At 73.2% G+C, this 25,840-nt stretch carries 19 protein-coding genes and 4 pseudogenes; 9 read left to right on the plus strand and 14 right to left on the minus strand.

The window, feature by feature from the left end; all coding sequences use genetic code 11:
- Positions 1-77: 77 nt before the first annotated feature.
- A complete protein-coding gene (locus ACEXOX_RS32455; RefSeq protein ID WP_406524546.1) occupies positions 78-2,582 on the plus strand; it encodes an ATP-binding protein in 2,505 nt (834 codons plus the stop codon).
- A 167-nt stretch (positions 2,583-2,749) separates the two neighbouring features.
- On the opposite strand, the pseudogene nucS reads toward ACEXOX_RS32455, so the two are convergent.
- Positions 2,750-3,410: pseudogene (gene nucS, locus ACEXOX_RS32460) on the minus strand (endonuclease NucS).
- 214 nt (positions 3,411-3,624) lie between these two features.
- Here nucS and ACEXOX_RS32465 point away from each other — a divergent pair.
- The gene (locus tag ACEXOX_RS32465; protein ID WP_030022171.1) at positions 3,625-4,017 is read left to right on the plus strand and encodes an SCO5389 family protein; all 393 of its coding nucleotides are present in this window, start codon (positions 3,625-3,627) and stop codon (positions 4,015-4,017) included.
- A gap of 134 nt (positions 4,018-4,151) precedes the next feature.
- Here the strand turns inward: ACEXOX_RS32465 and ACEXOX_RS32470 are convergent, their stop codons facing one another.
- On the minus strand, positions 4,152-5,180 hold the full coding sequence (locus ACEXOX_RS32470) for an LLM class flavin-dependent oxidoreductase (RefSeq protein ID WP_406524547.1): 1,029 nt from the start codon (positions 5,178-5,180) through the stop codon (positions 4,152-4,154).
- Positions 5,181-5,369: 189 nt separating this feature from the next.
- Between ACEXOX_RS32470 and ACEXOX_RS32475 the strand changes: the two genes are divergently transcribed.
- Entirely contained in the window at positions 5,370-5,687 is a 318-nt protein-coding gene (locus tag ACEXOX_RS32475) for an ATP/GTP-binding protein (protein ID WP_078624473.1), read from the plus strand.
- A 6-nt stretch (positions 5,688-5,693) separates the two neighbouring features.
- On the opposite strand, the gene ACEXOX_RS32480 is transcribed toward ACEXOX_RS32475, so the two are convergent.
- The 7 genes and pseudogenes from ACEXOX_RS32480 to mce all read right to left on the minus strand — a co-directional run bounded on the left by ACEXOX_RS32480 (position 5,694) and on the right by mce (position 16,629).
- Entirely contained in the window at positions 5,694-7,079 is a 1,386-nt protein-coding gene (locus ACEXOX_RS32480) for an ABC transporter permease subunit (protein ID WP_406524548.1), read from the minus strand.
- Complete coding sequence (locus tag ACEXOX_RS32485; protein ID WP_406524549.1) at positions 7,076-8,356, minus strand: ATP-binding cassette domain-containing protein; 1,281 nt, start codon at positions 8,354-8,356, stop codon at positions 7,076-7,078. Before ACEXOX_RS32485 ends, ACEXOX_RS32480 begins: the two co-directional genes overlap by 4 nt.
- Before the next feature lie 119 nt (positions 8,357-8,475).
- On the minus strand, positions 8,476-9,249 hold the full coding sequence (locus ACEXOX_RS32490) for an ABC transporter permease (RefSeq protein ID WP_406524550.1): 774 nt from the start codon (positions 9,247-9,249) through the stop codon (positions 8,476-8,478).
- 2 nt (positions 9,250-9,251) lie between these two features.
- Positions 9,252-10,327, minus strand: a pseudogene (locus ACEXOX_RS32495) (ATP-binding cassette domain-containing protein).
- A 297-nt stretch (positions 10,328-10,624) separates the two neighbouring features.
- Positions 10,625-11,563, minus strand: a complete 939-nt coding sequence (locus ACEXOX_RS32500) for a cellulose-binding protein (protein ID WP_030022165.1) — start codon at positions 11,561-11,563, stop codon at positions 10,625-10,627.
- 114 nt (positions 11,564-11,677) lie between these two features.
- Positions 11,678-15,955 carry a polarized growth protein Scy gene (gene scy / locus ACEXOX_RS32505; RefSeq protein WP_406524551.1) on the minus strand — a complete coding sequence of 1,426 codons (4,278 nt, stop codon included), beginning with the start codon at positions 15,953-15,955 and terminating at the stop codon, positions 11,678-11,680.
- A gap of 200 nt (positions 15,956-16,155) precedes the next feature.
- Positions 16,156-16,629 carry a methylmalonyl-CoA epimerase gene (gene mce / locus ACEXOX_RS32510; RefSeq protein ID WP_406524552.1) on the minus strand — a complete coding sequence of 158 codons (474 nt, stop codon included), beginning with the start codon at positions 16,627-16,629 and terminating at the stop codon, positions 16,156-16,158.
- Between the two features lie 173 nt (positions 16,630-16,802).
- Between mce and ACEXOX_RS32515 the strand changes: the two genes are divergently transcribed.
- The gene (locus ACEXOX_RS32515; RefSeq protein WP_406526542.1) at positions 16,803-17,978 is read left to right on the plus strand and encodes an acetyl-CoA C-acetyltransferase; all 1,176 of its coding nucleotides are present in this window, start codon (positions 16,803-16,805) and stop codon (positions 17,976-17,978) included.
- A 99-nt stretch (positions 17,979-18,077) separates the two neighbouring features.
- Positions 18,078-19,046: a methylmalonyl Co-A mutase-associated GTPase MeaB gene (gene meaB, locus ACEXOX_RS32520; protein ID WP_406524553.1), complete on the plus strand. Its 969-nt coding sequence runs from the start codon at positions 18,078-18,080 to the stop codon at positions 19,044-19,046.
- Between the two features lie 381 nt (positions 19,047-19,427).
- Here meaB and ACEXOX_RS32525 read toward each other — a convergent pair whose 3' ends face one another.
- Positions 19,428-20,096: a PepSY domain-containing protein gene (locus ACEXOX_RS32525; protein WP_406524554.1), complete on the minus strand. Its 669-nt coding sequence runs from the start codon at positions 20,094-20,096 to the stop codon at positions 19,428-19,430.
- Between the two features lie 125 nt (positions 20,097-20,221).
- Here ACEXOX_RS32525 and ACEXOX_RS32530 point away from each other — a divergent pair, with 125 nt between their 5' ends.
- A complete protein-coding gene (locus tag ACEXOX_RS32530) occupies positions 20,222-20,884 on the plus strand; it encodes a response regulator transcription factor (protein WP_406524555.1) in 663 nt (220 codons plus the stop codon).
- The gene (locus ACEXOX_RS32535) at positions 20,877-22,283 is read left to right on the plus strand and encodes an ATP-binding protein (protein WP_406524556.1); all 1,407 of its coding nucleotides are present in this window, start codon (positions 20,877-20,879) and stop codon (positions 22,281-22,283) included. The genes ACEXOX_RS32530 and ACEXOX_RS32535 overlap by 8 nt, the downstream gene beginning before the upstream one ends.
- Before the next feature lie 128 nt (positions 22,284-22,411).
- On the opposite strand, the gene ACEXOX_RS32540 is transcribed toward ACEXOX_RS32535, so the two are convergent.
- The 4 genes and pseudogenes from ACEXOX_RS32540 to ACEXOX_RS32555 form a co-directional block, all read right to left on the minus strand.
- Entirely contained in the window at positions 22,412-22,888 is a 477-nt protein-coding gene (locus tag ACEXOX_RS32540) for a MarR family winged helix-turn-helix transcriptional regulator (protein WP_406524557.1), read from the minus strand.
- Positions 22,889-23,003: 115 nt separating this feature from the next.
- Positions 23,004-23,776: pseudogene (locus tag ACEXOX_RS32545) on the minus strand (AIM24 family protein).
- Positions 23,773-24,422, minus strand: a pseudogene (locus tag ACEXOX_RS32550) (AIM24 family protein). Before ACEXOX_RS32550 ends, ACEXOX_RS32545 begins: the two co-directional pseudogenes overlap by 4 nt.
- Complete coding sequence (locus tag ACEXOX_RS32555) at positions 24,422-25,060, minus strand: AIM24 family protein (protein ID WP_406524558.1); 639 nt, start codon at positions 25,058-25,060, stop codon at positions 24,422-24,424. The pseudogene ACEXOX_RS32550 and the gene ACEXOX_RS32555 overlap by 1 nt, the downstream one beginning before the upstream one ends.
- Before the next feature lie 129 nt (positions 25,061-25,189).
- Between ACEXOX_RS32555 and ACEXOX_RS32560 the strand changes: the two genes are divergently transcribed.
- Together ACEXOX_RS32560 and ACEXOX_RS32565 are read left to right on the plus strand one after the other, a co-directional pair.
- Complete coding sequence (locus tag ACEXOX_RS32560; RefSeq protein WP_125054207.1) at positions 25,190-25,534, plus strand: DUF3817 domain-containing protein; 345 nt, start codon at positions 25,190-25,192, stop codon at positions 25,532-25,534.
- Entirely contained in the window at positions 25,531-25,836 is a 306-nt protein-coding gene (locus tag ACEXOX_RS32565; protein WP_406524559.1) for an MTH1187 family thiamine-binding protein, read from the plus strand. Before ACEXOX_RS32560 ends, ACEXOX_RS32565 begins: the two co-directional genes overlap by 4 nt.
- Positions 25,837-25,840 lie beyond the last annotated feature (4 nt).

A 25,840-nucleotide genomic window follows, 5' to 3' on the forward strand; every position in this document is an offset into this window, starting at 1 on the left:
CGGAGGCTGGGGAGTGCGGACGGCCGGGACGCGAACGGCCGGTCGGCACGCCAAGCGCATCTGGGGGGCATTTCACCATGGACCCGAACACCCACCGGGGACCTGAGGAGTACGGCGAGCAGGACGCCCCTGCCACGACGCCGGCGCCCGCGGCCGGCGGCTCCGCGGCCGCCCCCGGCGGGCTCGCGCGCACCGTGCAGCTCGTGTCGGGCCCCTACCTGCTCACCGTCAACCCGGTCGACGGCAGCGAGATCGAACCCTGCCCGCCCGGCGAGCAGCCCGCCGTCCCCGGCAAGCACGGCCCCGAGGAGCGCGCCGAACTGGCCCGCGCCGCCGCCCCGCCCGCCGTACCGGTCTCGGCCGGCCGCCAGGGCGCACTCCTGGAGCGCGCCGAGGAGACCGACCGGCTGGTGCGGCTGCTGTCCCGCGGCAGATCCGTACGGGTCACCGGGCCCTCCGGATCGGGCCGTACGCGCCTGCTGGACGCCGTCGCCACCGCCTGCGAGGACCTGGCCCCCGACGGCGTCGTACGGCTCTCCGGTTACCGCCGTACGCCCACCGACGTGATGTACGAGCTGTTCGCCGCCGTCCACCGGGCCCCGCTGCACCGCCCCGACCGCGGCGAGCTGCTGCGCCTGCTCGGCGAGATCGGCGCCATCGTCGTCCTGGACGACCTGGAGTTCGGCGGCGCCGCGCTGGACGAACTGCTGGGCGCCACCCCCGAGTGCGCCTTCCTGTTCACCGCCACCCCCGACGTCGCCGCGCCCTCGCCCGGGTCCCACCTCGAAGAGGTCGCCCTCGGCGGCATCGGCCGGGCGGCCTCCCGCGAACTGCTGGAGGGCGTCGTCGGCCGGCCGCTCACCGACGACGAGGCCGCGTGGGCCGCCGACCTGTGGTTCGAATCCGAAGGGCTGCCCCTGCGCTTCGTCCAGGCCGGCGCCCTGCTGCGGCAGCGGCTCCGTACCGGCCAGGACGCCTTCGGCACGTACGGCGAACGCTCTGACGACCCGGCCGGTGACGGCCACGACGGCACCACCGGACCGCTGCCGACCGTCGCCGAGGCCGCCTCGCCCGCGCCGCTGATCGCCGCCGGGCTGAGCGAGGCGGCGCGCGAGACGCTGCGCTTCGCGGTCGCGCTGGGCGGCGAGCTGCCGCACCAGGCACACCTGCCCGCGCTCGCCCAGGACACCCACGCGGACGCCGCCCTCGGCGCGCTGCTGGACTGCGGGCTGATCACCCCGGCCGGGGGCCACTACCGGCTCGCGGCGACGGTGGGGGACCAGCTGACGGCCGCCGGGTACGACGACGGCGCGGGCGAGCGGGCCCTGACCGCCGCCCAGCACTACGCCTGGTGGGCGGGCCACCCCTCGGTCACGCCCGAGCGGGCCGCCGCCGAGGCCGACGCGATCCTGGCCGCGATGAACGTCCTGACCGGCAGCCGGGAGAGCGGCCACCCCAGCGCCGCCGTCCTGCTGGCCCGTACGGCCGCCCCGGCCTTCGCCGCCGCCCTGCACTGGAACGCCTGGGAGCGCAGCCTGCGGCACGGCGCCGAGGCCGCCCGCATCGCCGGGGAGGTCGCCGAGGAGGCGTACTTCCACCACGAGCTGGGCGTGCTCGCCCTGTGCATCGGCAACCTGGACCGGGCGCGGGCCGAGCTGGAGGCGTCGATAGGACTGCGCGGAGTGCTCTCCGACCGGCGCGGCGCGGTCGCGGGTCGGCGCGCGCTGGCCCTGGTCGCCGACCGCTCCGGCACGTTCACCCCGCCCGCCGGTACGGCCACGCCGGCCGGTGAGGAGATCCCGGACGCGCGGACGGAGGAGTCGGCCTCGCCGCCCGGCGGGGTGCCCGCCGCCCTCGCGTCGGCCCCGGCCGTCGACGCGACCGCACCCACCGTGGTCACCCGCGCCGTCCCCGGCAGCGGCACGGGCACGGGCAAGGGCGGCGGCCGGACCGGCGGCCGCAAGGCCCTGGTGCTCGGCGCCCGGCGCAACCTGGTCGCCGCGGGCGCGGGCGCCCTGCTCGTCGCCGTCCTGGGCACCGTCGTCACCCTCGGCGCGGTCTCCGGGCCCGACAACGGCACGGGCGGGAAGGTCAAGACCGAGCAGTCCGCCCAGCCGGGCCAGGACGGCGACGGCATGCCCGCCGACCAGCCGGGCACCGGCAGCTCCCGCACCGGCCAGGGCAGCCGGCCCGGTACGGGCGGCCCCGGCTCGACGACGCCGGGCACCGGCGGACAGCCCACCGGCTCACCCGCCCCGAGCACCGGCGCCACGGACCCGACGACCGGCCGGCCCACGGACGGCAGCACGGACCCGACCACCCCGACGACGGGCCCGACCAGCCCGACCACCCGGCCCACCGACACGGACGAGCCAACCGGCAAGCCCACGGACAAGCCGACCGGCAAACCGACGGACAAGCCCACCGACAAGCCCACGGACAAGCCGACCGACAAGCCCACGGACAAGCCGACGGACAAGCCGACCAGCCAGGAACCGACCGGGACCACCGGCAACCCGGCGCCCAGCAGCGCCAACGGCAGCAGCTCGGCGACCACCATCGCCGGCGGCACGGACGCCTGAGCGCAGCACGACGGCCCGGTACGGGACCGTCCGCCTCGTGGGCGGGCGTTCCGTACCGGGCCGTCGTCGTCCGTACCGGCGGGGCGGCCGGGCTCGCTCCCGGCGCCCTCGTCCGGAGCGGGCGGGGGCTCACTCCCGGCGCCCTCGCCGGGAGCGGGCGGCGCCGCTCAGAACAGCCGCAGCTTGTCGTCCTCGATGCCGCGCAGCGCGTTGTAGTCCAGCACCACGCAGCCGATACCGCGGTCGGTGGCCAGCACCCGGGCCTGCGGCTTGATCTCCTGGGCCGCGAAGACCCCTTGACGGGCGCCAAGTGCGGGTCACGGTTGAGGAGATCGAGATAGCGGGTCAGCTGCTCGACCCCGTCGATCTCGCCGCGTCGTTTGATCTCCACGGCGACCGTCGCGCCGTCCGCGTCCCGGCACAGGATGTCCACCGGGCCGATGGCGGTGGGGTATTCACGACGGATGAGCGAGTAGCCCTCGCCCAGGGTCTCGATCCGGTCGGCGAGCAGCTCCTGGAGGTGCGCCTCCACGCCGTCCTTGATCAGACCCGGGTCCACGCCCAGCTCGTGGGCCGAGTCGTGCATCACCTCTTCCAGGGTGATGATGAGCTTCTCGCCCCCTTGTTCTCCACCGTCCACACGCTGCCGTCGCCCTCCTTGAGGGTGCACGGCGGGGACATCCAGTTGAGGGGCTTGTAGGCCCGGTCGTCCGCGTGGACGGAGACCGAACCGTCCGCCTTCACGAGGATCAGGCGAGGGGCCGACGGGAGGTGGGCACTGAGCCGGCCCGCGTAGTCCACGGAGCAACGGGCAATGACGAGACGCATGGTGCGTCACGCTACTCGACCGGAGGCCGCCGACGCGATTCGCCCCTGAACGGCCCGCTCCGCCGGCGGCCGGTTGTCTCCGCAATCTCCTGGTGCGTGCCGGGTGCGCGGCATACCGTTGAAGCGGGGGGTCGTGATACGGACACGCTCCGTCGCGAACCCCCGGTCCCATCCCTGAGGCTCCGTCCCGGCGGGGCCGCGAGAGGAGAACCTCATGTCGCTCGACGTCTCACCGGCCCTCCTCGAACAGGCCGAGCGAGGCGAGGTCGACGAAGCGGAATTTGTCGACTGCGTCCGGACCTCCCTGCCCTACGCATGGGGGATGATCAGCTCGCTGGTGGCCCAGCTGAAGGTGGACGGCGGCCAGTTCGCCGACAACCAGACGCCGCCGCCGGACGAGCGGGCACGCGGTCAGCTGCTGCGAGCTCTGGCGAGTGACGCGATACGCGGGGCGTTGGAACGTCACTTCGGTGTGCGGCTGGCATTCCAGAACTGCCACCGGGTCGCGGTCTTCCCGCTCGACCCGTCGGCGGACGACAGGCTGGCCAAATTCACCTCCGTCCGGGGCCAGCTGCTCAACCAGTCGCCGGAGCTGCGCGACTGCTGACCGAAGATGCTGCCGCTGCGCATGCGCGACGGAGGCCGTACGGCAAGGGTGCGCATGCGGCAGCATCGGCCGGCCGGCGCGGGCCGCCGCGCCCCCGCCCCGCCCTCGCATCCGTAAGCGCGTCCGCATCCGGATCAGCGGAGCCGCGGCAACACCTCCGCGCCCAGCCGCCGTACGTTCTCCTCGGTGGCGGCCAGGTCGCCGGAACCCTCCACGAGCAGCGCGAAGCGCCGGATGCCGGTCCGCTCCGCCGAGGCCGCGAGCCGGTCGGCGCACCGTTTCGGCGGACCGACCGGATGCAGGTCGCACAGCAGCTCCGTGTACGCCAGCGGGTCACGCATGGCGCGGTGGCGGCCGTCGACCGTCTCATGGGCCGCCAGCCCGCGCCGCAGCCAGCCCGGCATCGCCTTCGTGAGGACCTCGGCCGAACCCTGACGGGTGTCGCCGACCTGCACCACGCCGGCCGAGACGTGCTCCGCCGCCGCGACCAGCTCCGGGTCCCGCCCGGCCGCCAGCGCCACCCGGCGCCACAGCGCCACCATCTCCGCCTTGTCCTCGTCCCCGCAGTGCATCCCCAGCAGCATGGGCAGCCCGCGCTCGGCGGCCAGCCGCACCGACCGGGGTGAGGTGCAGGCGAGGATCACGGGCGGCCCGGACGGCATCTCCAGCGACTCGTCGGGCCGCGGTACGACGGCGACCTCCCGGAAAGAGTGACGTTCCCCCGCGGCGCTGACGCGCGGCTCGCGCAGCCAGCGCAGCAGCAGGTCCAGCGACTCGGGGAAGTGCTGCTCGTAAGCGGCCAGCCCCGAGCCGAAGACCTCCAGGTCCACCCAGGGGCCGCCCCGGCCGACCCCCAGCGTGAACCGCCCGCCGGAGGTCAGGTGCAGCAGCGCAGCCTGCTCACCGAGAGCGACCGGATGCTGGGTCGGCAGCACGCTGACGGACGTGCCGACGCCGATCCGGTCCGTACGGCCCAGCAGCAGGGCGGCCAGCGTCGTCGCCGACGGGCACACCCCGTACGGCACGAAGTGGTGCTCCGCCAGCCAGACCGCGTCGAGCCCGGCCTCCTCCGCGACTTCGGCGGACCGCACCGCCCGGTGCAGTGCCTCCCCCTGTCCCTGACCGGGAAATTGAGCGGCCAGAATGAAAGCCCCAACACGCATCGCTCTTCTGCCTCCTCGCAGCCGACGCGACATCCCCCCAACAGGCAACAACGGGTGACACGTGCCAAGGGCACGGCCTGCGGCGAAGTTTCCCGATGATCGCAGGATTGTGGCGGCCGACTACGCACCATGACGGAGCCGCGTAGGGTGGTGACGGCCCGTGACCCCGCAGATTTCCCGAGGTGCCCAGTGTCTCCGCGTCGAAACCGCCCGCGCGGCGGTGAGAAGCCAGCCGACCACGCGGGCGGGGGCCGCTACGGTCTGGAACGTACCGAGGAATGGCGCGGCGAGGAATGGGTCGTACGGCATCTGGGGGGCGGCGGAGCGGCCAAGCACTACCGGTGCCCGGGGTGCGACCAGGAGATCCCGCCGGGGGTGCCGCACGTCGTCGCCTGGCCGCGGGAGGGCGACGTTGACGAGCGCAGACACTGGCACAAGGCGTGCTGGAACGCACGGGACCGCCGGAGCGCGCGGCTCCAGCGGTCCCGTAACGCGCCGAGGTACTGAGAAGCGTCAGACGTCGCGCTTCTCCAGCGCGGCGTACGCGCTGCCGAGGACGAGGGCGGTGACGCCCAGGAGGACGAGCAGCGGCTGCCAGCCGGACGGTCCTTCGGGCATGAACGGCTGGTCGTAGAGGGCGGCGAGGTTGTTCGGGACCGAGTACTCGATCAGCTTGGTCGCGAACGGGCGCAGGCTGTCCGACCCGATCATGAACACGGCCAGCAGCATGGGCAGCAGGACCAGGCCCGTCATCGCGCTGATCGCGCCGGCCGAGTGCCGCAGCAGCGTGCCGACCGCCAGCGACAGCAGGCCCAGCAGGGCCACGAACAGGCCGGAGCCGACGGTGGCCCGCAGCCACTGGTCACCGGTGGGCGCCGGGCCGTTGAGCATCCCCGCGTGGGCCACCGCGACCAGCGCGTTGGAGACCGTGGTGACGACGAACGTCAGCGCGAACAGCACGATCGCCTTGGCCGTCAGCACCCGGACGCGGCTCGGGCAGGCGGTGAACGTCGTACGGATCATGCCGGTGCCGTACTCCGAGGCGATCACCAGCACGCCGAGGGGGATGACGCACAGCGTCCCGAGCAGCAGGCCGAACCAGGCGAAGCCGAGCACCGGGTCGACCTCCCGGGTCGGGCCCGCGAGGAACACCGACATCAGCAGCCCGAGGCCGACGTTCAGCAGGACCAGCACGCCCAGCGTCCACATCGTGGAGCGCACCGAGCGGATCTTCGTCCACTCGGAGGTGAGCGCGTGCCCCAGGGTGGTCCGGCGCACCGGGATCGGCGAGACATAGGCCGGGCCGGTGCCGCCGGGGCCGGCGGCCTGCCAGGCGGCCGGGATCTGCTGCTGGTGGGGCGGCTGCTGGGACTGCTGTGGCACGCCCTGCTGGTATGCCTGCTGATGCTGTGCGGGCTGGTGCGGCTGCTGGTAGGGCGCCTGCTGCGGCGGGGGACCGGCGGGCGGCTGCTGGGCCTGGAGCGTCATGGTCCCCGCGTCCCTCGGTGCGCCCTGGGGGGCCTGCGGAGCGGGCGGGCCCTGCGGGGCCTGGGGCGCGGGCGCACCCTGCGGGGCCTGCGGTGCCGACTGGGCCTGGAGCGTCATCGTCCCGGCCTCCTTGCCGGGCGCGGCGGCCGGCGGCTGCTGGGCCTGGAGCATCATCGTCCCGGCCTCACGGGCCGGCGGCTGCGCCGGGGGCTGCTGCTGGGCCGGAAGCTGCTGCCCCGGCTGCTGCGGGTGCGCGGCCAGCGGCCGGGGCTCCGGCTGCTCGGCGGGCGGCTGCGGGGCGGGCTGCTGTGCGGGCGGCTGCGGGGCCCCCGCCGCGGGCGTCGGGCCGGTGCCGGGCGCCTCGGTGTCGTGCGGCTCAGGCTGTGGCTGCGGCTGCTGAGGGCTGGTCATCGGGCGTCCTCGGTGTGCGGCTCGGAGATGTCGGCGGGGGCGGCGGGCTGGGCGGCGGGCGGCATCGGTGCCGGGGCGCCGGCCTGCGGGCCCGGCTGCGGCTGCCCGTACGGGTTCGGCTGTCCGTACGGCGAGCCCTGGCCGGCCGGCGGCGGGTAGCCCTGGCCCGGCGCGCCGCCGGGCCCCTGCGCGTACGGGTTGGGCTGCCCCTGGGCCCCCGGGTGCGGCTGCCCCGGGTGGCCGGGCTGACCGTACGGGCCCGGCTGCGGCGCCGCGTACCCCTGCGGCGGCTGCCCCGGCACACCCATGCCCCGCGGCGCGTGGCCGGGCGCCTGCTGCTGGAGGCCGGCCCGCTGGTCGGTCGTCGAGCGGTAGTCCACGACGCCCTGTGTCAGCTGCATGTACGCCTCTTCCAGGGAGGCCTGATGCGGCGACAGCTCCCACAGGCGGATGTCCGCGTCGTGCGCGAGGTCGCTGATACGGGGCAGCGGCAGCCCGCTGACGCGCAGCGCGCCGTCCTGCTCCGGTACGACCTGGGCACCTGCCTCGCCGAGCAGCGAGCCCAGCTTCTCGCGCAGCTCCGGCTCGGTGTCCGGCGTACGGACCCGGGCGAAGTCGGCGGAGTTGGCCGAGATGAAGTCCTTGACCGACATGTCGGCCAGCAGCTGACCGCGCCCGATGACGATGAGGTGTTCGGCGGTCAGCGCCATCTCGCTCATCAGGTGCGAGGAGACGAAGACCGTACGGCCCTCGGCGGCCAGCTGCTTCATCAGGTTGCGGACCCACAGGATGCCTTCGGGGTCCAGGCCGTTGACGGGCTCGTCGAAGAGCAGCACCTGCGGGTCGCCGAGCAGCGCCGCCGCGATGCCCAGGCGCTGGCCCATGCCGAGCGAGAAGCCGTTGGAGCGCTTGCGGGCGACGTCCTGGAGGCCGACCACGCCGAGTACTTCGTCGACGCGGCGCGCCGGGATGCCGGAGAGCTGGGCGAGGCAGAGCAGGTGCTGGCGCGCGCTGCGGCCGCCGTGCACCGCCTTGGCGTCGAGCAGGGCGCCGACGTGCCGCGGGGCGTTGGGCACCCGGCGGAAGGGGATGCCGCCGATGGTGACCCGCCCGCTCGTCGGGGTGTCCAGCCCCAGGATCATGCGCATCGTCGTGGACTTGCCGGAGCCGTTCGGGCCCAGGAAGCCGGTGACGGTGCCCGGACGCACCTGGAACGACAGGTTGTGCACGGCTGTCTTGGCGCCGTAGCGCTTCGTCAGACCGAATGCCTCGATCATTCTCCGCCCCTCAGAAATGGTTCGGGGCAGAGGTGCTCTCGTACCCCCGTGAGGGTTAGGAGGTTATCCGCAGGCTGACGGTTCCCGTCAAAACGCGGGCCGGGCCGAGGGGGCCGCGCTCAGGCGTCGCGCCGTTTCAACAGCAGGTATCCGCACAGCAGGGCGGCCACCGTCCACGCCAGCATGATGGCGAACCCGCCCCACGGCCCGTACGGCACCTCGTCACCGGCCGGCGCGACCACCTGCATGACCTTGTGGCCGGCCTGGTCGGGGAGGTACCAGCCGATCTTCTCGGTGGCCGAGACGTTGCCCAGGATGTTGGAGATCAGGAAGAAGAACGGCATCAGGATGCCCAGCGCCAGCATGGGGCTGCGCAGCATCGTGGCCACCCCCATCGAGAACACCGCGATCAGCGTCATGTACAGCCCGCCGCCCACCACGGCGCGCAGGACGCCCGGGTCGCCGAGGGACGCCGCGTGCGTGCCGAGCATGGCCTGTCCGACGAAGAAGGAGAGGAAGGCCGTCACGAAGGAGACGACGAGGGCGAGCAGGGCGGCGACGGCGACCTTGCCGAAGAGGAAGGTGCCGCGCTGCGGTACGGCGGCGAGCGAGGTACGGATCATGCCGGTGCTGTACTCGTTGGAGACCACCAGTACCCCGAAGACGATCATCGCGAGCTGGCCCAGGCCCATCCCGGCGAAGCTGATGTTCGTGGGGTCGAAGGCGATCCGGTCGCGGGGGGACATGGTGCCGAAGTCGTTCGAGGCGAGCAGGCAGATCAGCGCGCCCAGCGCGACCGTGACGACCAGCGCGATGCCCAGCGTCCACACGGTGGACCGCACCGACCTGATCTTGGTCCACTCCGAGGCCAGGACCCGGGAGACGGCGGCCATCGTCAGGACCCCCGCTTCTTGTCGCGCCGGCCGGCGCCCCAGCCGCCGCCGGGCGGGGTGTCCGGGGGCGGTGCTCCCGGCGTCCCCGGGGTTCCCGACGCTCCCGGCGTCCCCGGTGCTCCCGGCGGCGGTGGTGCGTCCGGCAGGCCGTCCGCCGGCGCCGCGGGCCGCGGCTCCGCCGAGTGCGCGTGGTACTCCACCGATCCTGCGGTCAGCTGCATGAACGCTTCCTCCAGGGACGCCTGCTGCGGGCTCAGTTCGTGCAGGACGATCCGGTGCCGGGCGGCCAGCTCGCCGAGGTCGGCGGCGCTCACCCCGTCGATCTCCACCGCCTCGCCGGCCGGCGCCGCCGGGTGCCCGGCGCCCCTGAGCACGTCGAGCAGCCGTTCGCGCTCCGGCGACCGCATCCGTACGTACGCGCGCGAGTTCTCCCGGATGAACTGCGCCATCGAGGTGTCCGCCAGCAGCCGCCCCTGGCCGATGACGATGAGGTGTTCGGCGGTCAGCGCCATCTCGCTCATCAGGTGCGAGGAGACGAAGACCGTACGGCCCTGGGCGGCCAGACCCTTCATCAGGTTGCGGATCCAGTGGATGCCCTCGGGGTCGAGCCCGTTGACCGGCTCGTCGAACATCAGGATCTCGGGGTCGCCGAGCAGGGCGGCCGCGATGCCCAGGCGCTGGCCCATGCCCAGGGAGAAGCCGCCGGAGCGTTTCCCGGCCACCCCGGTGAGTCCGACGGTGTCCAGTACCTCGTGGACGCGGGCGCGCGGGATGCCGTTGCTCTGGGCCAGGCACAGCAGGTGGTTGAAGGCGCTCCGGCCGCCGTGCACGGCCTTGGCGTCCAGGAGGGCGCCGAGGTGCTTCAAGGGGTGGACAGCTGCCGGTAGTGCCGCCCGTCGATACGGACCCGTCCCGACGTCGGGTGGTCCAGGTCGAGCATCATCCGCATGGTCGTGGACTTGCCGGCGCCGTTGGGGCCGAGGAAGCCGGTGACGATCCCGGGCCGCACGGTGAAGGTCAGCCCGTCCACGGCGAGCTTGTCGCCGTAACGCTTGGTCAGCCCCTCGATCTCGATCATGTACAGCACGCTAAGCGGGGGCCGGTACCCCCGCATCTCGGGCGCAGCGGACAGCACGCGCCGGGGTCACCGGTCGCCGGAACGGCCCGTACGCGTCCTGCACGAGCCCCGTACGCCCCTCGTGCGACCGCTCGTACGACGGTCCGCAGATCTGCTGAAAGCATTCCGCCCGCCCGGCCTCCGGGGAGAGGCGGGCGGGCGGGAAACGTCCGTGCCGTGGTGCGCGGTACCGGCCGTCACGGGTGCGGGCCGCGGGAGCCCACCGGCCGCACCGGCGTCACCACGACGAACGGCGCCTCAGCGCGACTGCTGCGCCGGGACGCCGCGGGAGATGGGCTCCTCGTCCGCCGGGGTTCCGGCCGCGGCGACCGCCGCTCCGGTGAGCGTCGCGAGCATCTCGCGGACGTTCGTCAGCTGGGCGTTGATGGAGTCCCGGCGGTTGGTCAGCGCCGCCAGCTCCCGCTCGGACTCGCTGCGGATCCGGTCCGCCTTGGCGTTCGCGTCGGCCACGATGTCCTCGGCCTGGCGCTGCGCCGTCTCCACCGTCTGGCGGGCCCGGCGCTCCGCGTCCGTCCGCAGCTTCTCCGCCTCCAGCCGCAGCTGCTCGGCCCGGTGCTCGATCTCCGCCAGCCGCTTCTCGGCCTTGGCCTGACGGGAGGCCAGGTCCCGCTCGGACTGCTCGCGGCGCTTGGCGAGATTGGTCTCGAAGTCCGCCGCGGCCTGCGCGGCCTTGGCGCGGGTCTCCTCGAAGAGGGAGTCCGCCTCCTCCCGCTTGGACTGTGCGTCCTTCTGCGCCTCGGCGCGCAGCGCGGTCGCCTCGCCCTGCGCCTTCTCGACGATGCGGGAGCCCTCGTCCTCCGCCTTGGCCTTGCGGTCCGTCGCGAACTGCTCGGCGTCGTTACGGACCTGCTGGGCGGCCGACTCGGCCAGCTCGCGGTGCTGCTCGGCGGCCCGCCGGGCCTCCTCGCGCAGGTCCTTCGCCTCTTCCTCCGCGAGCCGGAGGATCTTCTCCACGCGCGCCCCGAGGCCCGCGTAGGACGGTTCGGCGTCGTTGACCTGGGCCTGGGCGTTCTGCGTCTCGAGGTGCAGCTCCTCGATCCGCTTCTCCAGCGAGGTGATACGGGCCAGGGCGCTGTCGCGGTCGGCGACCAGCTTCGAGATGCGGTCGTCCACCTGACCGCGGTCGTACCCACGCCGCACGAGCTCGAAGCCGTAGGGGGAGGAAGTGTCGCTCATGGGGTTCCTGTCGAAAGAGACCGGTGAGGTGATAAAGGGAATCCTAGGGGCCGCAACGGCGTGTCATCGAGTCATTGCACGGTTGGAGTGGAGAATGGCCCCTCATTCGGGTGGCTACCCCTCAGACTGCTTGCCACTCGAACGAGTTGCGCCCGCCCCCGCCGCGGCCTTCGCCCCGTCCTTGCCGCCACCGTTGGCCGGGGTCTCGAAAGACTCCAACGCCTCCAGCACGTCCTGGACACGGGAGATCTCCGCGTTGATGTCCTTGCGGCGCCGCACCAGCACCTCCAGCTCCCGCTTGCCCTCCTCGACGATCCGCTCCGCCTCCGCGCGGGCCTCGGCGCGCAGCCGCTCCGACTCCCGTACGGCCGCGGCCTTCTTCTGCTCGGCCTCCTTGAGCAGCCCCTCCGCCTTCTTCACCGCGGCGATCCGGACCTTGCTGGCCTCGCTGCTGGCGTCCGACACCATCCGCTTGGCCTTCTCCTCGGCCTCCGCCTGCTGCTGGGTGGCCTGCGCGATCAGCTTGTCGACCCGCTCGCCGGCGTTCTTCATCGTCTCCGACGACTCGCGGCGGGCCCGCTCGTGCAGCTCCTCGACCTCGCTCTCGATACGGGCCCGCAGCTCCTCGGCGCGGTCCCTTATCGCGGTGGCGTCCCCGCGGGCCTCGCTCAGCAGGACATCCGCGTCCGTACGGGACTTCTCGACCCGCGCGTTGCCCTCGGCGGTGGCCTCGGCGACGATCCGGTCGGCCTCCTTGCGGGCCGCGCCCACCATCCGGTCGGCCTGCTCCTCGGCGGCGGTCGCCGACTTCAGCGCCTCCTCCTGGGCCTTGGCCACCAGCTGGTCGGCCTGCTCGGCGGCGTCCGCGCGGCGCTTGGCGGCGTCCTTGCGGGCCGCGTCGACGGTCTGCTCCGACTCCTCCAGCGCCTCGGTACGCAGCCGGTCGGCCTCCGCCTCGGCCGCCTCCTTGATCCGCTCGGACTCGGCACGCGTACGGGTGGCGTGCTCCTGCGCCGAGGTGACGGTGTCCGCCGCCTCCGCGCGCAGCCGGTCCGCCTCCGCGGTGGCCTCGGCGATCATCCGGTCCGCCTGCTCGCGGGCGTCCGCCCGGGTGCGGTCGGCGTCCCGCTCGGCGCCCGCGACGGTCTCCGCCGCGTCCGCGCGCAGCTTCTCGGCCTCGCTGCCGGCCTCGGACATCAGCTGGTCGGCCTGCTCGGCGGCGTCCGAACGGGTCTTGTTCGCCGCCTCCCGCGCCGCGTCGCCGGTCCGTTCCGCCTCCTGGCGCGCGCTCTCCAGCGTCTCGGCGGCCTCGGCCCGCAGCCGCTCCGCCTCGGCGGTCGCCTCCGCGACCAGCTCCGCGGCCCGCTGCTCGCCTTCGGCCCGCAGCCGCTCGGCGGCCTCCCGGCCCTCGCGGACCGTGCGGTCCGCGTCGTCCTGCGCCGAAGAGGTCAGCTCGGTCGCCTCGGTGACGATCCGTTCGGCCTCCGCGCGCGCCTCGGTGAGCAGCTGGTCCACCTGCTCGGCGGCGTCCGAACGCATCCGGTTGGCGTCGTTGCGGGCCTCCGCGCGGGCCCGGTTGGCGTCCTGCTCGGCCGAGGCCAGCGCGTCGGACGCGTCCGTACGCATCTGCTGCGCCTTGGCGGAGGCGTCCGCCACCATCTTCTCGGCCTGCGCGGTGGCCTCCGCGACCAGGCTGTCGGCCTGCTCGGCGGCGTCCGTACGGGCCTTGCCGGCCGCCTCGCGCGCCTCGTCGAGCGTGCTGTCGGCCTCCGCGCGCAGCCGTTCCGCCTCGGCGCCGGCCTCCGTGCGCAGCCGGTCGGCCTCCGCGATGGCCTCCGCGACCGTGCGGTCCGCCAGCGCCTTGGCGGCCTCGGCCTCCTCCCGGGCCTCGCGGCGGGTGCGGCCCGCGTCCTCGGCGGCGCGCTCGCGCTCCGCGTAGGCGTCGGCCCGTACCCGGTCGGCCTCCTCCTGCGCCTCGGTCCGCGTACGGTCCGCGGCGTGCTCGGCCGCCGAGCGCAGCCCGGCGATCTCCTCCTCGGCCTGCTCGTGCAGCCCGGCGACCGCGTCCCGCACCTGCTGGGCGGTCTGCTCCGCGGCGGCGACCAGCTCGTCGGCGCGCCGGTCCGCCTCCTCGACCAGCCGCTCCGCCTCCTCCTGCGCCTCGGCCACCCGCTTACGGGCCGAGGCCAGCAGCTCCTCGCTCTGCTCGCGCGCGGCCGTGCGCTCCTGGTGGGCCTCCTCGCGGGCCTCGCCGAGCAGCTCCTCGGCCTCCCGGCGGCGGCGGGCCGCCTCCTCCTGGGCGGCGGCCAGCGCCTCGGCGGCCTCGGCGCCCGTACGCTCCGCGGCGGCCGCGGCCTCCGCGCGCACCCGGTCCGCGGTCTCCTGCGCCTCGGTCTTCAGCCGCTCCGCCTCGGCGGCGGCGTCACTGCGCAGCCGTACGGCGACGGACTCGCCCTCGGCGCGCGCGGCGGACGCGTCGGTCGCCGCCTCGGAGCGCAGCCGCTCGGCCTCGTCCTCGGCCTGCTGCTGGAGCACCCGCAGCCGCTCCGCGGACTCCGCCTTGAGCTTGGCGGCCTCCTCCTGCGCCTCCCGGCGCAGCTTCTCGGCCTCGCCACGGGCGTCGTGCAGCGCCTCCTCGGCCGCGGTGACCTTCTCGGCCGCCTCCGCCTGGAGCCGGTCCAGTTCCTCCTGCACCTCGGTGCGGCGCTCCGCAGCGGCCTCCTCGGCCTCCGTACGCAGCTGCCGCGCGGCCTCCTCGGCCTCCGCCTTCAGCGCCGCGGCGGCCTCCTCGCTCTCGCCGCGCAGCTCCTCGGCCTCCGCGCGGGCGCGCTCCAGCGCCTCCTCGGCCTGCTTGCGCAGCGCCGTGGCCCGCTCGATGGCCTCGGTACGGACCCGCTCGCTCTCCGCGCTCGCGCCCGAACGTGTCTCCTCGGCGTCCGACTTCGCCTTGGCCAGCAGTTCCTCGGCGGTGGCGGCCGCCTCCTCGATCTGCTGGACCGCCTCGCGGCGCGCCTCGGCCCGGATCCGGTCGCCCTCGTCGACGGCCTCGGACCGCAGCTGCTCGGCCTCGCCGCGCAGCCGCCGTGCCTCCTCCTGGAGCTCGACGGTCTTGGCGCGGTACTCCTTCGTGTCGTCCTTGGCGGCGCCCTTGAGCTGCTCGGCGGTGTCGTGCGCCTCACCGCGCAGCCGGTCCGCCTCGGCCTCGGCCTCCCGGCGGACCCGCTCGGCCTCCTCGGCGGCGGCCTTCGTGGTGGCCTTGGCGTCCTCCGACGCCTTGGTCAGCACCTCCTCGGCGGTCCGCGCGGCCTTCGCGAGCTGCGCCGCGGAGTCCTCCGCCGCCTTGGACCTGGCGGCCTCCTGCGCCTCGGCGACCAGCCGCTCGGTCTCGGTACGGGCGTCCGCGCGCAGCTGCTCGGCCTCCGCCTTGAGGGCGTCGGCCTCCTTCGTGGCCTCGGCGACCAGCCGGGCGATCTCCGCCTTGGCGGTCCGCAGCCGCTGCTCCTGGTCCGACTCGGCGGCCGACAGGCGCTTGGCGGCGCTCTCCTGCGCCTCGGTGACCAGCTTCTCCGCCTCGGCGCGGGCCTCGCGCAGCGCGCGGTCGGCCTCCTGCAGCCGTTCCTCGGCGGTCTTCGTCAGCTCGGCGGACTGCCGCCGCGCCTCCTCGGACTCCGTACCGACACTCGTACGGAGCTGCTCGGCCTGCTCGGTGGCCTCCTGGGCCTGGCTGGAGGCGGCGTTCAGCAGCCGCTCGGCGTCCGCACGGGCCCGGCGCAGGATCGCGTCGGCCTCGGCGCGGGCCTGCTCGGCCTCGCTGCCCAGCCGGGCACGGGTCTGCTCGGCCAGCCGCTGCGCCTCGGCGCGGGCGGCGGCCAGCGCCTGCTCGGCCTCGGCCCGCGACTCGTCCATGAGACGGCGCGCCTGCGCCTCCGTACGGGCCCGCAGCTGTTCCGCCCAGGCCACGTTCTCGTTGACGTGCGACTCGACGGTCTGGCGGCGCTCGTTGAGCTCCTCGTCCAGCCGGCGGCGGCGCTCGACCGCCTCGGCGTGCAGGTCGGCCTCCATGCGCGCCTGGCGCTCGGCCTGCTCCTGCAGCAGCCGCTGCGTCTGGGCGCGGGCCTCGCGCACCTCGCGCTCGGCGTCCGTGCGCAACTGGTCGGCCTGGATCTGGGCGTTGCGCAGCAGCTGCTCGGCCTGGTGGCTGACGTTGTCGTAGGCGGGGCGGGCCGCGATGGTGCGCCGCGCCTCGTGGAGCTTGGCTCGCAACACCTCGACCTGGTACCCGAGGTCGTCGGCGTGCTGGACCGCCTTGTCCCGCTCCGTCTTCAGCCGCTCCATCTCGGCCTCGAACTGCGAGAGGTGGTCGTCAGCCTCGTAGCGGTCGTTGCCCCGCACTGCGCGGTCCCATCCGTCCCCTGGTCATGGTGGCGGCCGGCTCCCATCTGCTCGTTCCGCAGCCCGAAATGCCTCGTGCCGGGCGCGTGCTGGAGCTGACCCTTCCGAAGAAATGGTGTCAGATCATCGGCGGAGTGTGGACCGGGCCCCGACCCGGCCCCCGGCCGAAGATGCACTCTACCGGCCGGGGAAGGGAAAGGTCAGTGCTCTGTCGTGGAGGGAGACGTGGAAGCGGGGGCGGAGGTTCCCCCGCGCGGTGCCGCGGTGACCAGTTCGGTCAGGACGCCGTGGCAGTCCTTGGGGTGCAGAAAGGTGATCCGCGACCCCATGGAACCGGTGCGCGGCTCGTCGTAGAGCACCCGCACACCCTTGTCCCGTACGGCCGCGGCGTCCCCGTCCACGTCCGCCGTGCCGAAGGCGATGTGGTGCACGCCTTCCCCGTTCTTGGCGAGCCACTTGCCCACCGCGGAGTCCGCCCGGGTGGGTTCCAGGAGCTGGAGGTACGAGGCGCCGCCGTCCGACGTATCGTTGATCTTCAGCATGGCCTCGCGGACGCCCTGCTCCTCGTTGACCTCGGTGTGGAACACCTCGAAGCCGTACGTGGCGCGGTAGAACTCGACGGTCGTGTCGAGGTTCTCGCAGGCGATCCCGATGTGGTCGATTCGCGTCAGCATGGCTCCAGTGCACCGCCCGCACACGTGGTTACGCAACGTGCGCGCGATCACACCCGCAGCCCGGTGACCCGGCGCCTACCCCTCAGTACATTGACGGGAACCCTCGTTAACCTCCCTGTACAGGAAGGGCCGCGCTGATGTCGACAGCGAACGGTACGTCCAGCACCACCTCCGTGATCGTCGCGGGCGCCCGTACCCCCATGGGCCGCCTGCTGGGATCCCTGCGCAGCTTCTCCGGCGCCGACCTGGGCGGGGCGGCCATCAAGGCCGCGCTGGACCGGGCGGGCATCGGCGGCGACCAGGTGCAGTACGTGATCATGGGTCAGGTGCTGCAGGCCGGCGCGGGCCAGATCCCCGCCCGCCAGGCCGCCGTCAAGGCCGGCATCCCGATGAGCGTGCCGGCGCTGACCGTCAACAAGGTCTGCCTCTCCGGCCTGGACGCCATCGCCCTCGCCGACCAGCTGATCCGCGCCGGCGAGTTCGACGTGGTCGTGGCCGGCGGCCAGGAGTCCATGACCAACGCGCCCCACCTGCTGCCCAAGTCCCGTGAGGGCTTCAAGTACGGCGCCGTGGAGATGCTCGACTCGATGGCCCACGACGGCCTCACCGACGCGTACGAGAACGTCGCCATGGGCGAGTCCACCGAGAAGCACAACACCCGCCTGGGCATCGGCCGCGCCGAGCAGGACGAGATCGCCGCCCGCTCCCACCAGCGGGCCGCCGCCGCCCAGAAGAACGGCCTCTTCGAGGCCGAGATCACCCCCGTGGAGATCCCGCAGCGCAAGGGCGAGCCGGTCGTCTTCAGCAAGGACGAGGGCATCCGCGCCGAAACGACCACCGAGACCCTGGCCAAGCTGCGGCCCGCCTTCTCCAAGGACGGCACCATCACGGCCGGCACCTCCTCCCAGATCTCCGACGGCGCCGCCGCGGTGGTCGTCATGAGCAAGGCCAAGGCCGAGGAACTGGGCCTGGAGTGGATCGCGGAGATCGGCCCGCACGGAAACGTGGCAGGCCCGGACAATTCCCTCCAGTCCCAGCCCAGCAACGCCATTCGCCACGCCCTGGGCAAGGCCGGCCTCACCGTCGAGGATCTTGACCTGATCGAGATCAACGAGGCGTTCGCGGCGGTGGCCGTGCAGTCAATGAAGGATCTCGGGGTGTCCCCGGAAAAGGTGAACGTCAACGGCGGAGCCATCGCGCTCGGTCACCCGATCGGCATGTCCGGCGCCCGCATCGTGCTCCACCTCGCCCTGGAACTGCGGCGGCGCGGCGGCGGTGTCGGCGCGGCGGCCCTGTGCGGCGGCGGTGGTCAGGGCGACGCGCTGATCCTCCGCGTACCGGGCAAGTAGCCGGACCGCGGGGGACGGACCGGGCGGTACGACCCGCCCGCTCCCGTCACCCGGCGTGTCCGTGGAATCCGTGGAAACCGAGCTGGGAGGAGCTGGGCCGTGGTGGACGTCCCCGCACTGGTGGAACAGGCACGACAGGGCCGGCCGCGGGCCGTGGCCCGGCTGATCTCGCTGGTGGAGGGCGCGTCCCCGCAGCTGCGCGAGGTGATGGCGGCACTGGCCCCCCTGGCCGGCGGCGCGTACGTCGTCGGCCTCACCGGCTCGCCCGGCGTCGGTAAGTCGACCTCGACCTCCGCCCTGGTCAGCGCCTACCGGCGGGCCGGCAAACGGGTGGGCGTGCTCGCCGTCGACCCGTCCTCCCCGTTCTCCGGCGGCGCCCTCCTCGGCGACCGCGTCCGCATGTCGGACCACGCGTCCGACCCCGGCGTCTACATCCGCTCCATGGCCACCCGCGGCCACCTGGGCGGCCTCGCCTGGGCCGCGCCCCAGGCCATCCGGGTGCTGGACGCGGCCGGCTGCGACGTGATCCTCGTCGAGACGGTGGGCGTCGGCCAGTCCGAGGTCGACATCGCCGGCCAGGCCGACACCACGGTGGTCCTGCTGGCCCCCGGCATGGGCGACGGCATCCAGGCGGCCAAGGCCGGAATCCTGGAGATCGGCGACGTCTACGTCGTCAACAAGGCCGACCGCGACGGTGCCGACGCGACGGCCCGCGAGCTCAACCACATGCTCGGCCTCGGCGAGTCCCGCGCCCCCGGCGACTGGCGCCCACCGATCGTCAAGACGGTCGCCGCCCGGGGCCAGGGCACCGACGAGGTCGTAGCGGCCCTGGAAAAACACCGCGCCTGGTCGGAAGAGCACGGCACCCTGGCGGAACGCCGCCGGACCCGGGCGGCCCGCGAGGTCGAGACGATCGCGGTCACCCGCCTGCGGGAGCGGATCGGGGATCTACGGGGGGACCGGCGCCTGTCCGTGCTCGCCGAGCGGATCGTCGCCGGGGAACTGGACCCGTACGCGGCGGCGGACGAGCTGGTGGCGGGGGTCACGGGGGAGGACGGGGAGGGCTGAGCGCCCAGGTCTTCTCGGCAGCCACCCCGCCCACCTCTCCACCAGGAGGGCTGGCACCAGGGTGATCGCCCCCTTCCCCCAGTTGTCCCGGACTCGCCAATCCGGCCGGAGGGGCGTGTAGGGGGCCATCCCCGCAGGCAGCCGGGTATCTGTGTCCCCAATGTCCCTGACGAGGACGTGCACGGTGCCGTGGGGGTCCCCCGGCCGAAGGCTGGGGGAGAGTTGGCGCCCTGCGCGCCCCCGCCCCCCAACGCAAACAATGCGAGCCGCGCGTCAGCGCACCCCTCGCGCGAAGCGCGAAAACAGCCCACCCCGGGCAGTGCGAGCCAAAAACCAGGCCCGCCCCGCCCGGGGGCAGTTCGTCGGCCGCCCCGGGGGGACTTAATCGTCGCGCCCACCATTGTCGTCGTCGTCCGCGTCCTGCGGAGCGACCGTCACCGCTGCGCTCTTCGGGTCGACATGGAGCTTGTGCTCCTTCCCGTCCTTGCTGACGGTCTCGATCTCCCACACAGCGCTGGAACGGTGATCGTCGTCCAGGTCGACAGAGGTGACGGTGCCGTAGTGGGCCGCGGCCTTCCGGGCCGCCTCCGCGGCATCGACGGTGGCACCCTTCAGCTCGGCGCGGGCGTGATCGACGCCGTGGTCGTCGTCCCCCTCGTGCTCGACGCGCTGGTTCAAGACCTTCGCGTCGCCCGCGTCGAGGGTGACCTCGTGCCACTTGCCGTCCTTGCCGAGGACGTCGACCTCCCAGACCAGGCCGGGACGGTCCTGGTCGAGGTCGATGCCGGTGACGGTGCCGGGAGTGGCCTTCAGGGCCGCGGCGGCGGCCTCGGGGGCGGAGACGGTCGCCGCCTTGGCCTCCCGTGCGTCCTCGTGCACGTCGTCGTCGGGGACGCTGACGCTGGAACGCGGCGTGGACGACGCGGCAGACGCAGCCGAAGCGGACGGCGCGGACGGTGCCCCGGAGTCGCCGAAGGCGACAGCGGTGGCGGTGCCGCCGCCGACGAGGGCGGCCGCGGCCACGGTGGCGATGACGATGTTGCGCTTCATCTCGGTTCGTTCTCCCCGGTTGGTGAGGTGGTGCTCGATGACGTGTTCCACAGTGGCCGGGGAAGCTGAAGCCAGGCTGAAGCCACCTGAAGGGTTCTTCAGGCGGGCGGTGGCATCGTGTGCGTATGCGCCTGTTGATCGTGGAGGACGAGAAGCGGCTGGCCCTGTCGCTGGCCAAGGGCCTGACGGCCGAGGGGTACGCGGTCGACGTGGTGCACGACGGCCTGGAGGGCCTGCACCGGGCGGGTGAGGGCGCGTACGACCTGATCGTGCTGGACATCATGCTGCCGGGGATGAACGGCTACCGCGTGTGCGGGACGCTGCGCGCCGCCGGCAACGACGTACCGATCCTGATGCTGACGGCCAAGGACGGGGAGTACGACGAGGCCGAGGGGCTGGACACCGGCGCGGACGACTATCTGACGAAGCCGTTCTCGTACGTGGTGCTGGTGGCCCGGATCAAGGCGCTGCTCCGCCGCCGCGGCCGGACCGCGTTGCCCGTGTTGCGGGTGGGGGAGCTGAGCATCGACCAGGGGGCCCGGCGGGTGGAGCGGAACGGGGCGGAAGTCGTCCTGACCACCAAGGAGTTCGCCGTGCTGGAGCAACTGGCGCTGCGTGCCGGGGACGTGGTGTCGAAGGCGGAGATCCTGGAGCACGTCTGGGACTTCGCGTACGAGGGCGACGACAACATCGTCGAGGTGTACGTGAGCGCGCTGCGCCGGAAGCTGGGCGCCGCGGCGATCGCCACGGTGCGCGGCGCCGGGTACCGGCTGGTGTCCGGTGCGTAGGGTCTTCGGGAAGGTACGGGTCCGGGCCGCGGCGGGCGCCTCGCTCGTGGTGGCGGTGGCGCTGGTCGCGGCGGGTACGGCGCTGCTGCTGGTGCTGAAGAACAATCTGGTGGGCCAGGCGGACCTCCAGGCGGAGAACGCCGCGCGCGAGGTCGCGACCCAGATCGCCACGGGCAAGCCGTACGAGAAGCTGGACCTGCCGGACGGGGACGACCGTCCGGTGGTGGTGCTGGCCGAGGACGGGCGGGTACTGGCGGCGGGCGACGACGTACGGGCGGTGGACGGGAAGGCCGTCACCGCACAGCAGACGCCGCCGGCCGGGCAGCAACCGCACGACACCGGCGACGATGACGACGACCGGGAGATCAAGCCGGGCGAGGTCGAGGACGAGGCCCGGCACAGTGGCGGCACGGCCACGGTCGGGCACCGGACGGCGGACTACCGGTTCGCCACCGTCGAGGCCAAGGACACCCAGGGCGACAAGGCCGTGGTGCGCGCCGGGGCGCCGCTGACGGCGGAGCGCGAGGCGGTGGGCTCGGTACGGACCGCGATGCTCATCGGGCTGCCGTGCCTGCTGCTGGTCGTGGCCGGGGTGACCTGGCTGGTGACGCGGCGGGCGCTGCGGCCGGTGGAGGGCATCCGGCGGGAGATGGCCGTGATCACGGCGAGTACGGACCTGTCGCGGCGGGTGCCGGAGCCGGGCTCGCGGGACGAGATCGACCGGCTGGCCCGTACGACCAACGAGACGCTGGGCGCGCTCCAGGAGTCGGTGGAGCGGCAGCGGCGGTTCGTCGCGGACGCCTCGCACGAGCTGCGCAGCCCGATCGCGAGCCTGCGGACGCAGTTGGAGGTGGGCATCGCCCACCCGGAGCTGCTGGACGCGGAGGGCGCCGTGGAGGACGCCGTACGGCTGCAGAACCTGGCGGCGGACCTGCTGCTGCTGGCGCGGCTGGACGCGGGGGAGCGGCCGGCGGACACCCGGATCGACCTGGCGGCGCTGGTGCGTGAGGAGATCTCGCAGCGGATCGGGGACCGGATTCCGGTGCAGGTGGGGGACCTGGCGGGCGTGGAGGTCGCCGGGTCGCGGAGCCAGGTGGGCCGGGTGCTGGGCAACTTGCTGGACAACGCGCAGCGGCACGCGGCGGGCGCCGTACGGGCGAGTGTGGTGCGCGACGGGCAGTGGGCCGTGCTGCGGGTCGAGGACGACGGGCCCGGGGTGCCGCCGGAGGAACGGGAGCGGATCTTCGAGCGGTTCGTACGGCTCGACGACGCCCGCAGCCGGGACGACGGCGGGGCCGGTCTCGGCCTCGCCATCGCCCGCGACGTGGCGGAGCGGCACGGCGGCACGCTGGCCGTCCGCGACGGCTCGGTGTTCGAACTGCGGCTGCCGGCGGCGTAGCGGCCGGGCCCGCGGCCTCCGCACTCCGCCGACGGCCGGGCCCGCGTCCGTCGCCGGTGCGCGACGGCCGGGCCCGTGGCCGCCCGTGGTGCGCGACGGCCAGGCCCGTACCCCCGGCGGCGCAGCCGTCAGACCTTGCCGCGGCGGCCCCGGAGGTGCTCGGCCACCGGGGTCAGGGACGCCCGCAGGGATTCGAGGTTCTCGGAGTCGAACAGGTCGATGAAGTGCCGGCGTACGGACGCGACGTGGTGCGGCGCGACCCGGCGCATGGTGTCCCAGCCGTCGTCCGTGAGCACCGCGTACAGGCCGCGGCGGTCGGACTCGCAGCTCTCCCGGCGTACCAGGCCCGCGTTCTCCATCCGGGTGATCTGGTGGGACAGGCGGCTCTTGGACTGGAGGGTGGCGGCCGCCAGATCGCTCATGCGCAGCCGCCGGTCCTCGGCCTCGGAGAGGTTGACCAGGATCTCGTAGTCGTTGTTGGTCAGTCCGAACGGCTGCAGGTCGCGCTCCAGCTGGTGCATCAGCAGCCGGCTGACGTCCAGATGGGTACGCCAGGCTCGCTGCTCCTGCTCGGTCAGCCAGGGAGTGTCGCTGTCGGTCGTCATGAATGAATTCTACCCGTGAAAGTTGAATATCGAATTAGTCATGGCTGTGACATGGCTCAGGCGCTCGGTCGGGCGCTTGCTCAGACGTTCGAGGTCACCGTCCGCAGACTACCGCTCACAGCCCGAAGCGGCGCTGGAGCCCCCGAGGGCACCCGGCAGCTGCGGCGGTTGTGAGCCACTTTGGCGCGTTGCCTCACCCCCGCCCGGCACCCCCGCCTCGGCCGTGACCTCCCCCGTCGCCAGCTCGGGCATCAGCTGCTCGGTGGACTGGAGCAGCACTGTGCCCGCCCCGACGAACTCGAACTGGTGCTCCTCGCCGGAGACTCCGCCCAGGCCCGTGTGCGCCCGTACGCCGCCCAGGAATCCCCGCAGGTACTGGTGGTCGTAGTGGTGGCAGGGCGAGGGGCAGTCGGCCCAGCCCACCAGGGCCTGCGGGTCCACCCGGATCGGCGGCTCCATGAAGACGACCGGGCCGTTGGAGGCGGCCACGAACGTGCCCGTGCCGATCAGCGTGAGGAAGCCCGGAATGATCGACTGCTTCAGCGACAGAGATGGCTGAAAGGCGAGCAAGTTGCCCGAGCGAATGGTCAGGTTGCCGTCTTCGAGATCGTAGGAATTGACGTCGAACGCCCGGTCGGCGAGGAGCATCTTGCCCTGGCCCTCGGCGACGACCCAGTCCGCCGCGTGCAATGGCGAATGGAAACTGTGGGCGACCAAGCGGTCCAGCGCGCCGTGCCCGATGCCCTGGAAGTCGATCCGCCCGTAGTAGGCGATCATCTTCCCCTTCTGCAGGAACCACTGGCCGTTCAGGTCGACGCTGAAGGTGTACTCGTTGACGTTGTCGTCCGAGGGGAGGGTGTGGGGGTCGAGAACGACGGGACCGGTCACAGTTTCTCCTCCGACGCCTGTACGTAGACGGTGCCCTGGCCGGACAGCTCCAGCTGGAACGCCTCTCCCGAGCCGCGGCCGACCATGTCGCGCCAGCCGAGGGCCGTGGAGAGCTTGTTGCGGACGTCGCCGCGGTGCGCCACGTACGCCTGCGGGTCGACGTGGACGGCCCCCCGCGGGGTGATGGGCAGCTCGATGACGCCGCCGTGCGCCATCACGGCCACCGCGCCCTGCCCCTTGAGGGTCGTGGTGAACAGGCCCTGGCCGGTGACCTGGCCGCGCACCATGCCCATCACGCCGCCCTGCGAGCCCATGAACATCGTGCCCTGCTGGAGCGTCCCGTCGAAGGCGAGCAGCCGGTCCGCCTCGACGTACAGGGTCTCGCCGGTCAGGTCGACGACGTGGATGTGGTGACCGCCGTGCCCGAAGAGGACCGTCCCGCTCCCTCCACGGTCATCAGCGGCGTCGCCTCGTTCGCGATCCGCCGGCCGATCATCGAGCCGATGCCGCCCTGGCCGCCCTGGATGTTCGGGGTGAAGTTGACGTCGCCCTGGTAGGCGAGCATCGCGCCGCGCTGGCTGTACATCCGCTGCCCCGGGCCGATCTGCGCCCGCACCATGCGGGAGTTGACGAGGGTGAACGGCATCAGATCTCCCCGCCGACGGTGTTGCGCTCGCTGGGCTGTACGTACACCAGGCCCTCGCCCTCGAAGCGGATCTGGAAGGACTCGCCCGAGCCCTCGCCCATGAAGGTGCGGAAGTTCACCCCGGACTGGAAGTGCTGCTTGAGGTCGCCGGTGTGCGCGACGTACGCGCCCGGGTCGACCTGGAGCGGGTACTGCTTGGTGACGCGCAGCACCACGGCGGGTCCGTCGGAGACGATGGCGGCCTGGCCGCTGCCCTCGACGGTGGTGGTGAACAGGCCGTTGCCCTGCGAGGCGCCGCGCAGTCCGGTGAAGGTGGTGCCGGTGCGCAGCGCGGCGTCGGTGCACAGCAGGTTGCTGGCCTCCACGTACAGCTTCTCGCCGTTCAGCTGTACGAGGTTGATCTCGCTCGCGCGGTCGGCGAAGTAGCAGGTCCCGTGGCCTTTCACCTCCATCACTTCCATCTGTTCGCCGGTCAGCCGGCGGGTGACCATGCCGCGCAGCCCGTCACCGCCGCCGGTCATCTTCTTGAACGTCATCCGGCCGTCGTAGGCGACCATCGCGCCGTTCTTCGCCTTGACGGCATCGCCGGTCATGTCGACGGCGAGCACTTTGCTCCCCTGGAGCCGAAACTGAGCCACAGGGTCGAAGGTAACCGGCGCACCGACCCCTGAACAGTGATCCTTTGCGGGCCTGCAACAATGGTGACGCCCTTGTGAAATGCCGCACAAGCGCTTCGTGCCGCCCCCTGCCACCCGAACGAGGTTCCCGTGGACATCAAGACCGCTTCCGCCCTGCGCCGGCTCCGCCTGGTCTCCGCCCCCGAGGCGGTTTCGTTCCTGCTGTTGCTCGTCTGCTCGGTCCTCAAGCGGACCACCAGCTTCGACGGCGTGATGGTGATGGGCATGGTGCACGGCGTCCTGTTCATCCTGTACGTGGTGTTCTGGCTGGACGCCTGGAACCGCACCAAGTGGCAGTTCAAGACGGCCGCGCTGTACTTCGTGCTCTCCGTGCTGCCGACCGGCGGCTTCTTCGCCGAGCGGATGCTCAAGCGCGAGGCCGAGGCCACCGTCATCGCCGCCCGCGCCCGCCGGGAAGGCGTGGTCAACGCATGATCGTCGCCTTCTCGGTGAGCCCGCTGGGCGTGGGCGAGGACGTCGGGGAGTACGTCGCCGACGCCGTGCGGGTGGTCCGCGAGTCCGGGCTGCCCAACCGTACGGACGCCATGTTCACGTCCATCGAGGGCGAGTGGGACGAGGTCATGGACGTCGTCAAGCGTGCCGTGGGCGCCGTCGAGGCGCGCGCCGGACGGGTCTCGCTCGTCCTGAAGGCCGACATCCGGCCCTCCGTCACCGACGGCCTGACCTCCAAGGTCGAGACCGTCGAGCGCCACCTCGCGGCGGACTCCGGCAACTGACCCG

This window comes from Streptomyces sp. Ac-502 (genome assembly GCF_045222935.1).
Classification (GTDB): Bacteria; Actinomycetota; Actinomycetes; order Streptomycetales; family Streptomycetaceae; genus Streptomyces; species Streptomyces monomycini.

What these genes read in the sequence shown, in the direction of transcription:
- ACEXOX_RS32530 (WP_406524555.1), top strand. Translation starts at nt 20,222, where the DNA reads ATGCGCCTGTTGATCGTGGAGGACGAGAAGCGGCTGGCCCTGTCGCTG.
- ACEXOX_RS32525 (WP_406524554.1), bottom strand. Translation starts at nt 20,096, where the DNA reads ATGAAGCGCAACATCGTCATCGCCACCGTGGCCGCGGCCGCCCTCGTC.
- ACEXOX_RS32485 (WP_406524549.1), bottom strand. Translation starts at nt 8,356, where the DNA reads ATGATCGAGGCATTCGGTCTGACGAAGCGCTACGGCGCCAAGACAGCC.
- ACEXOX_RS32465 (WP_030022171.1), top strand. Translation starts at nt 3,625, where the DNA reads ATGTCGCTCGACGTCTCACCGGCCCTCCTCGAACAGGCCGAGCGAGGC.
- ACEXOX_RS32470 (WP_406524547.1), bottom strand. Translation starts at nt 5,180, where the DNA reads ATGCGTGTTGGGGCTTTCATTCTGGCCGCTCAATTTCCCGGTCAGGGA.
- ACEXOX_RS32565 (WP_406524559.1), top strand. Translation starts at nt 25,531, where the DNA reads ATGATCGTCGCCTTCTCGGTGAGCCCGCTGGGCGTGGGCGAGGACGTC.
- ACEXOX_RS32500 (WP_030022165.1), bottom strand. Translation starts at nt 11,563, where the DNA reads ATGAGCGACACTTCCTCCCCCTACGGCTTCGAGCTCGTGCGGCGTGGG.
- ACEXOX_RS32490 (WP_406524550.1), bottom strand. Translation starts at nt 9,249, where the DNA reads ATGGCCGCCGTCTCCCGGGTCCTGGCCTCGGAGTGGACCAAGATCAGG.
- ACEXOX_RS32540 (WP_406524557.1), bottom strand. Translation starts at nt 22,888, where the DNA reads ATGACGACCGACAGCGACACTCCCTGGCTGACCGAGCAGGAGCAGCGA.
- ACEXOX_RS32455 (WP_406524546.1), top strand. Translation starts at nt 78, where the DNA reads ATGGACCCGAACACCCACCGGGGACCTGAGGAGTACGGCGAGCAGGAC.
- ACEXOX_RS32480 (WP_406524548.1), bottom strand. Translation starts at nt 7,079, where the DNA reads ATGACCAGCCCTCAGCAGCCGCAGCCACAGCCTGAGCCGCACGACACC.
- mce (WP_406524552.1), bottom strand. Translation starts at nt 16,629, where the DNA reads ATGCTGACGCGAATCGACCACATCGGGATCGCCTGCGAGAACCTCGAC.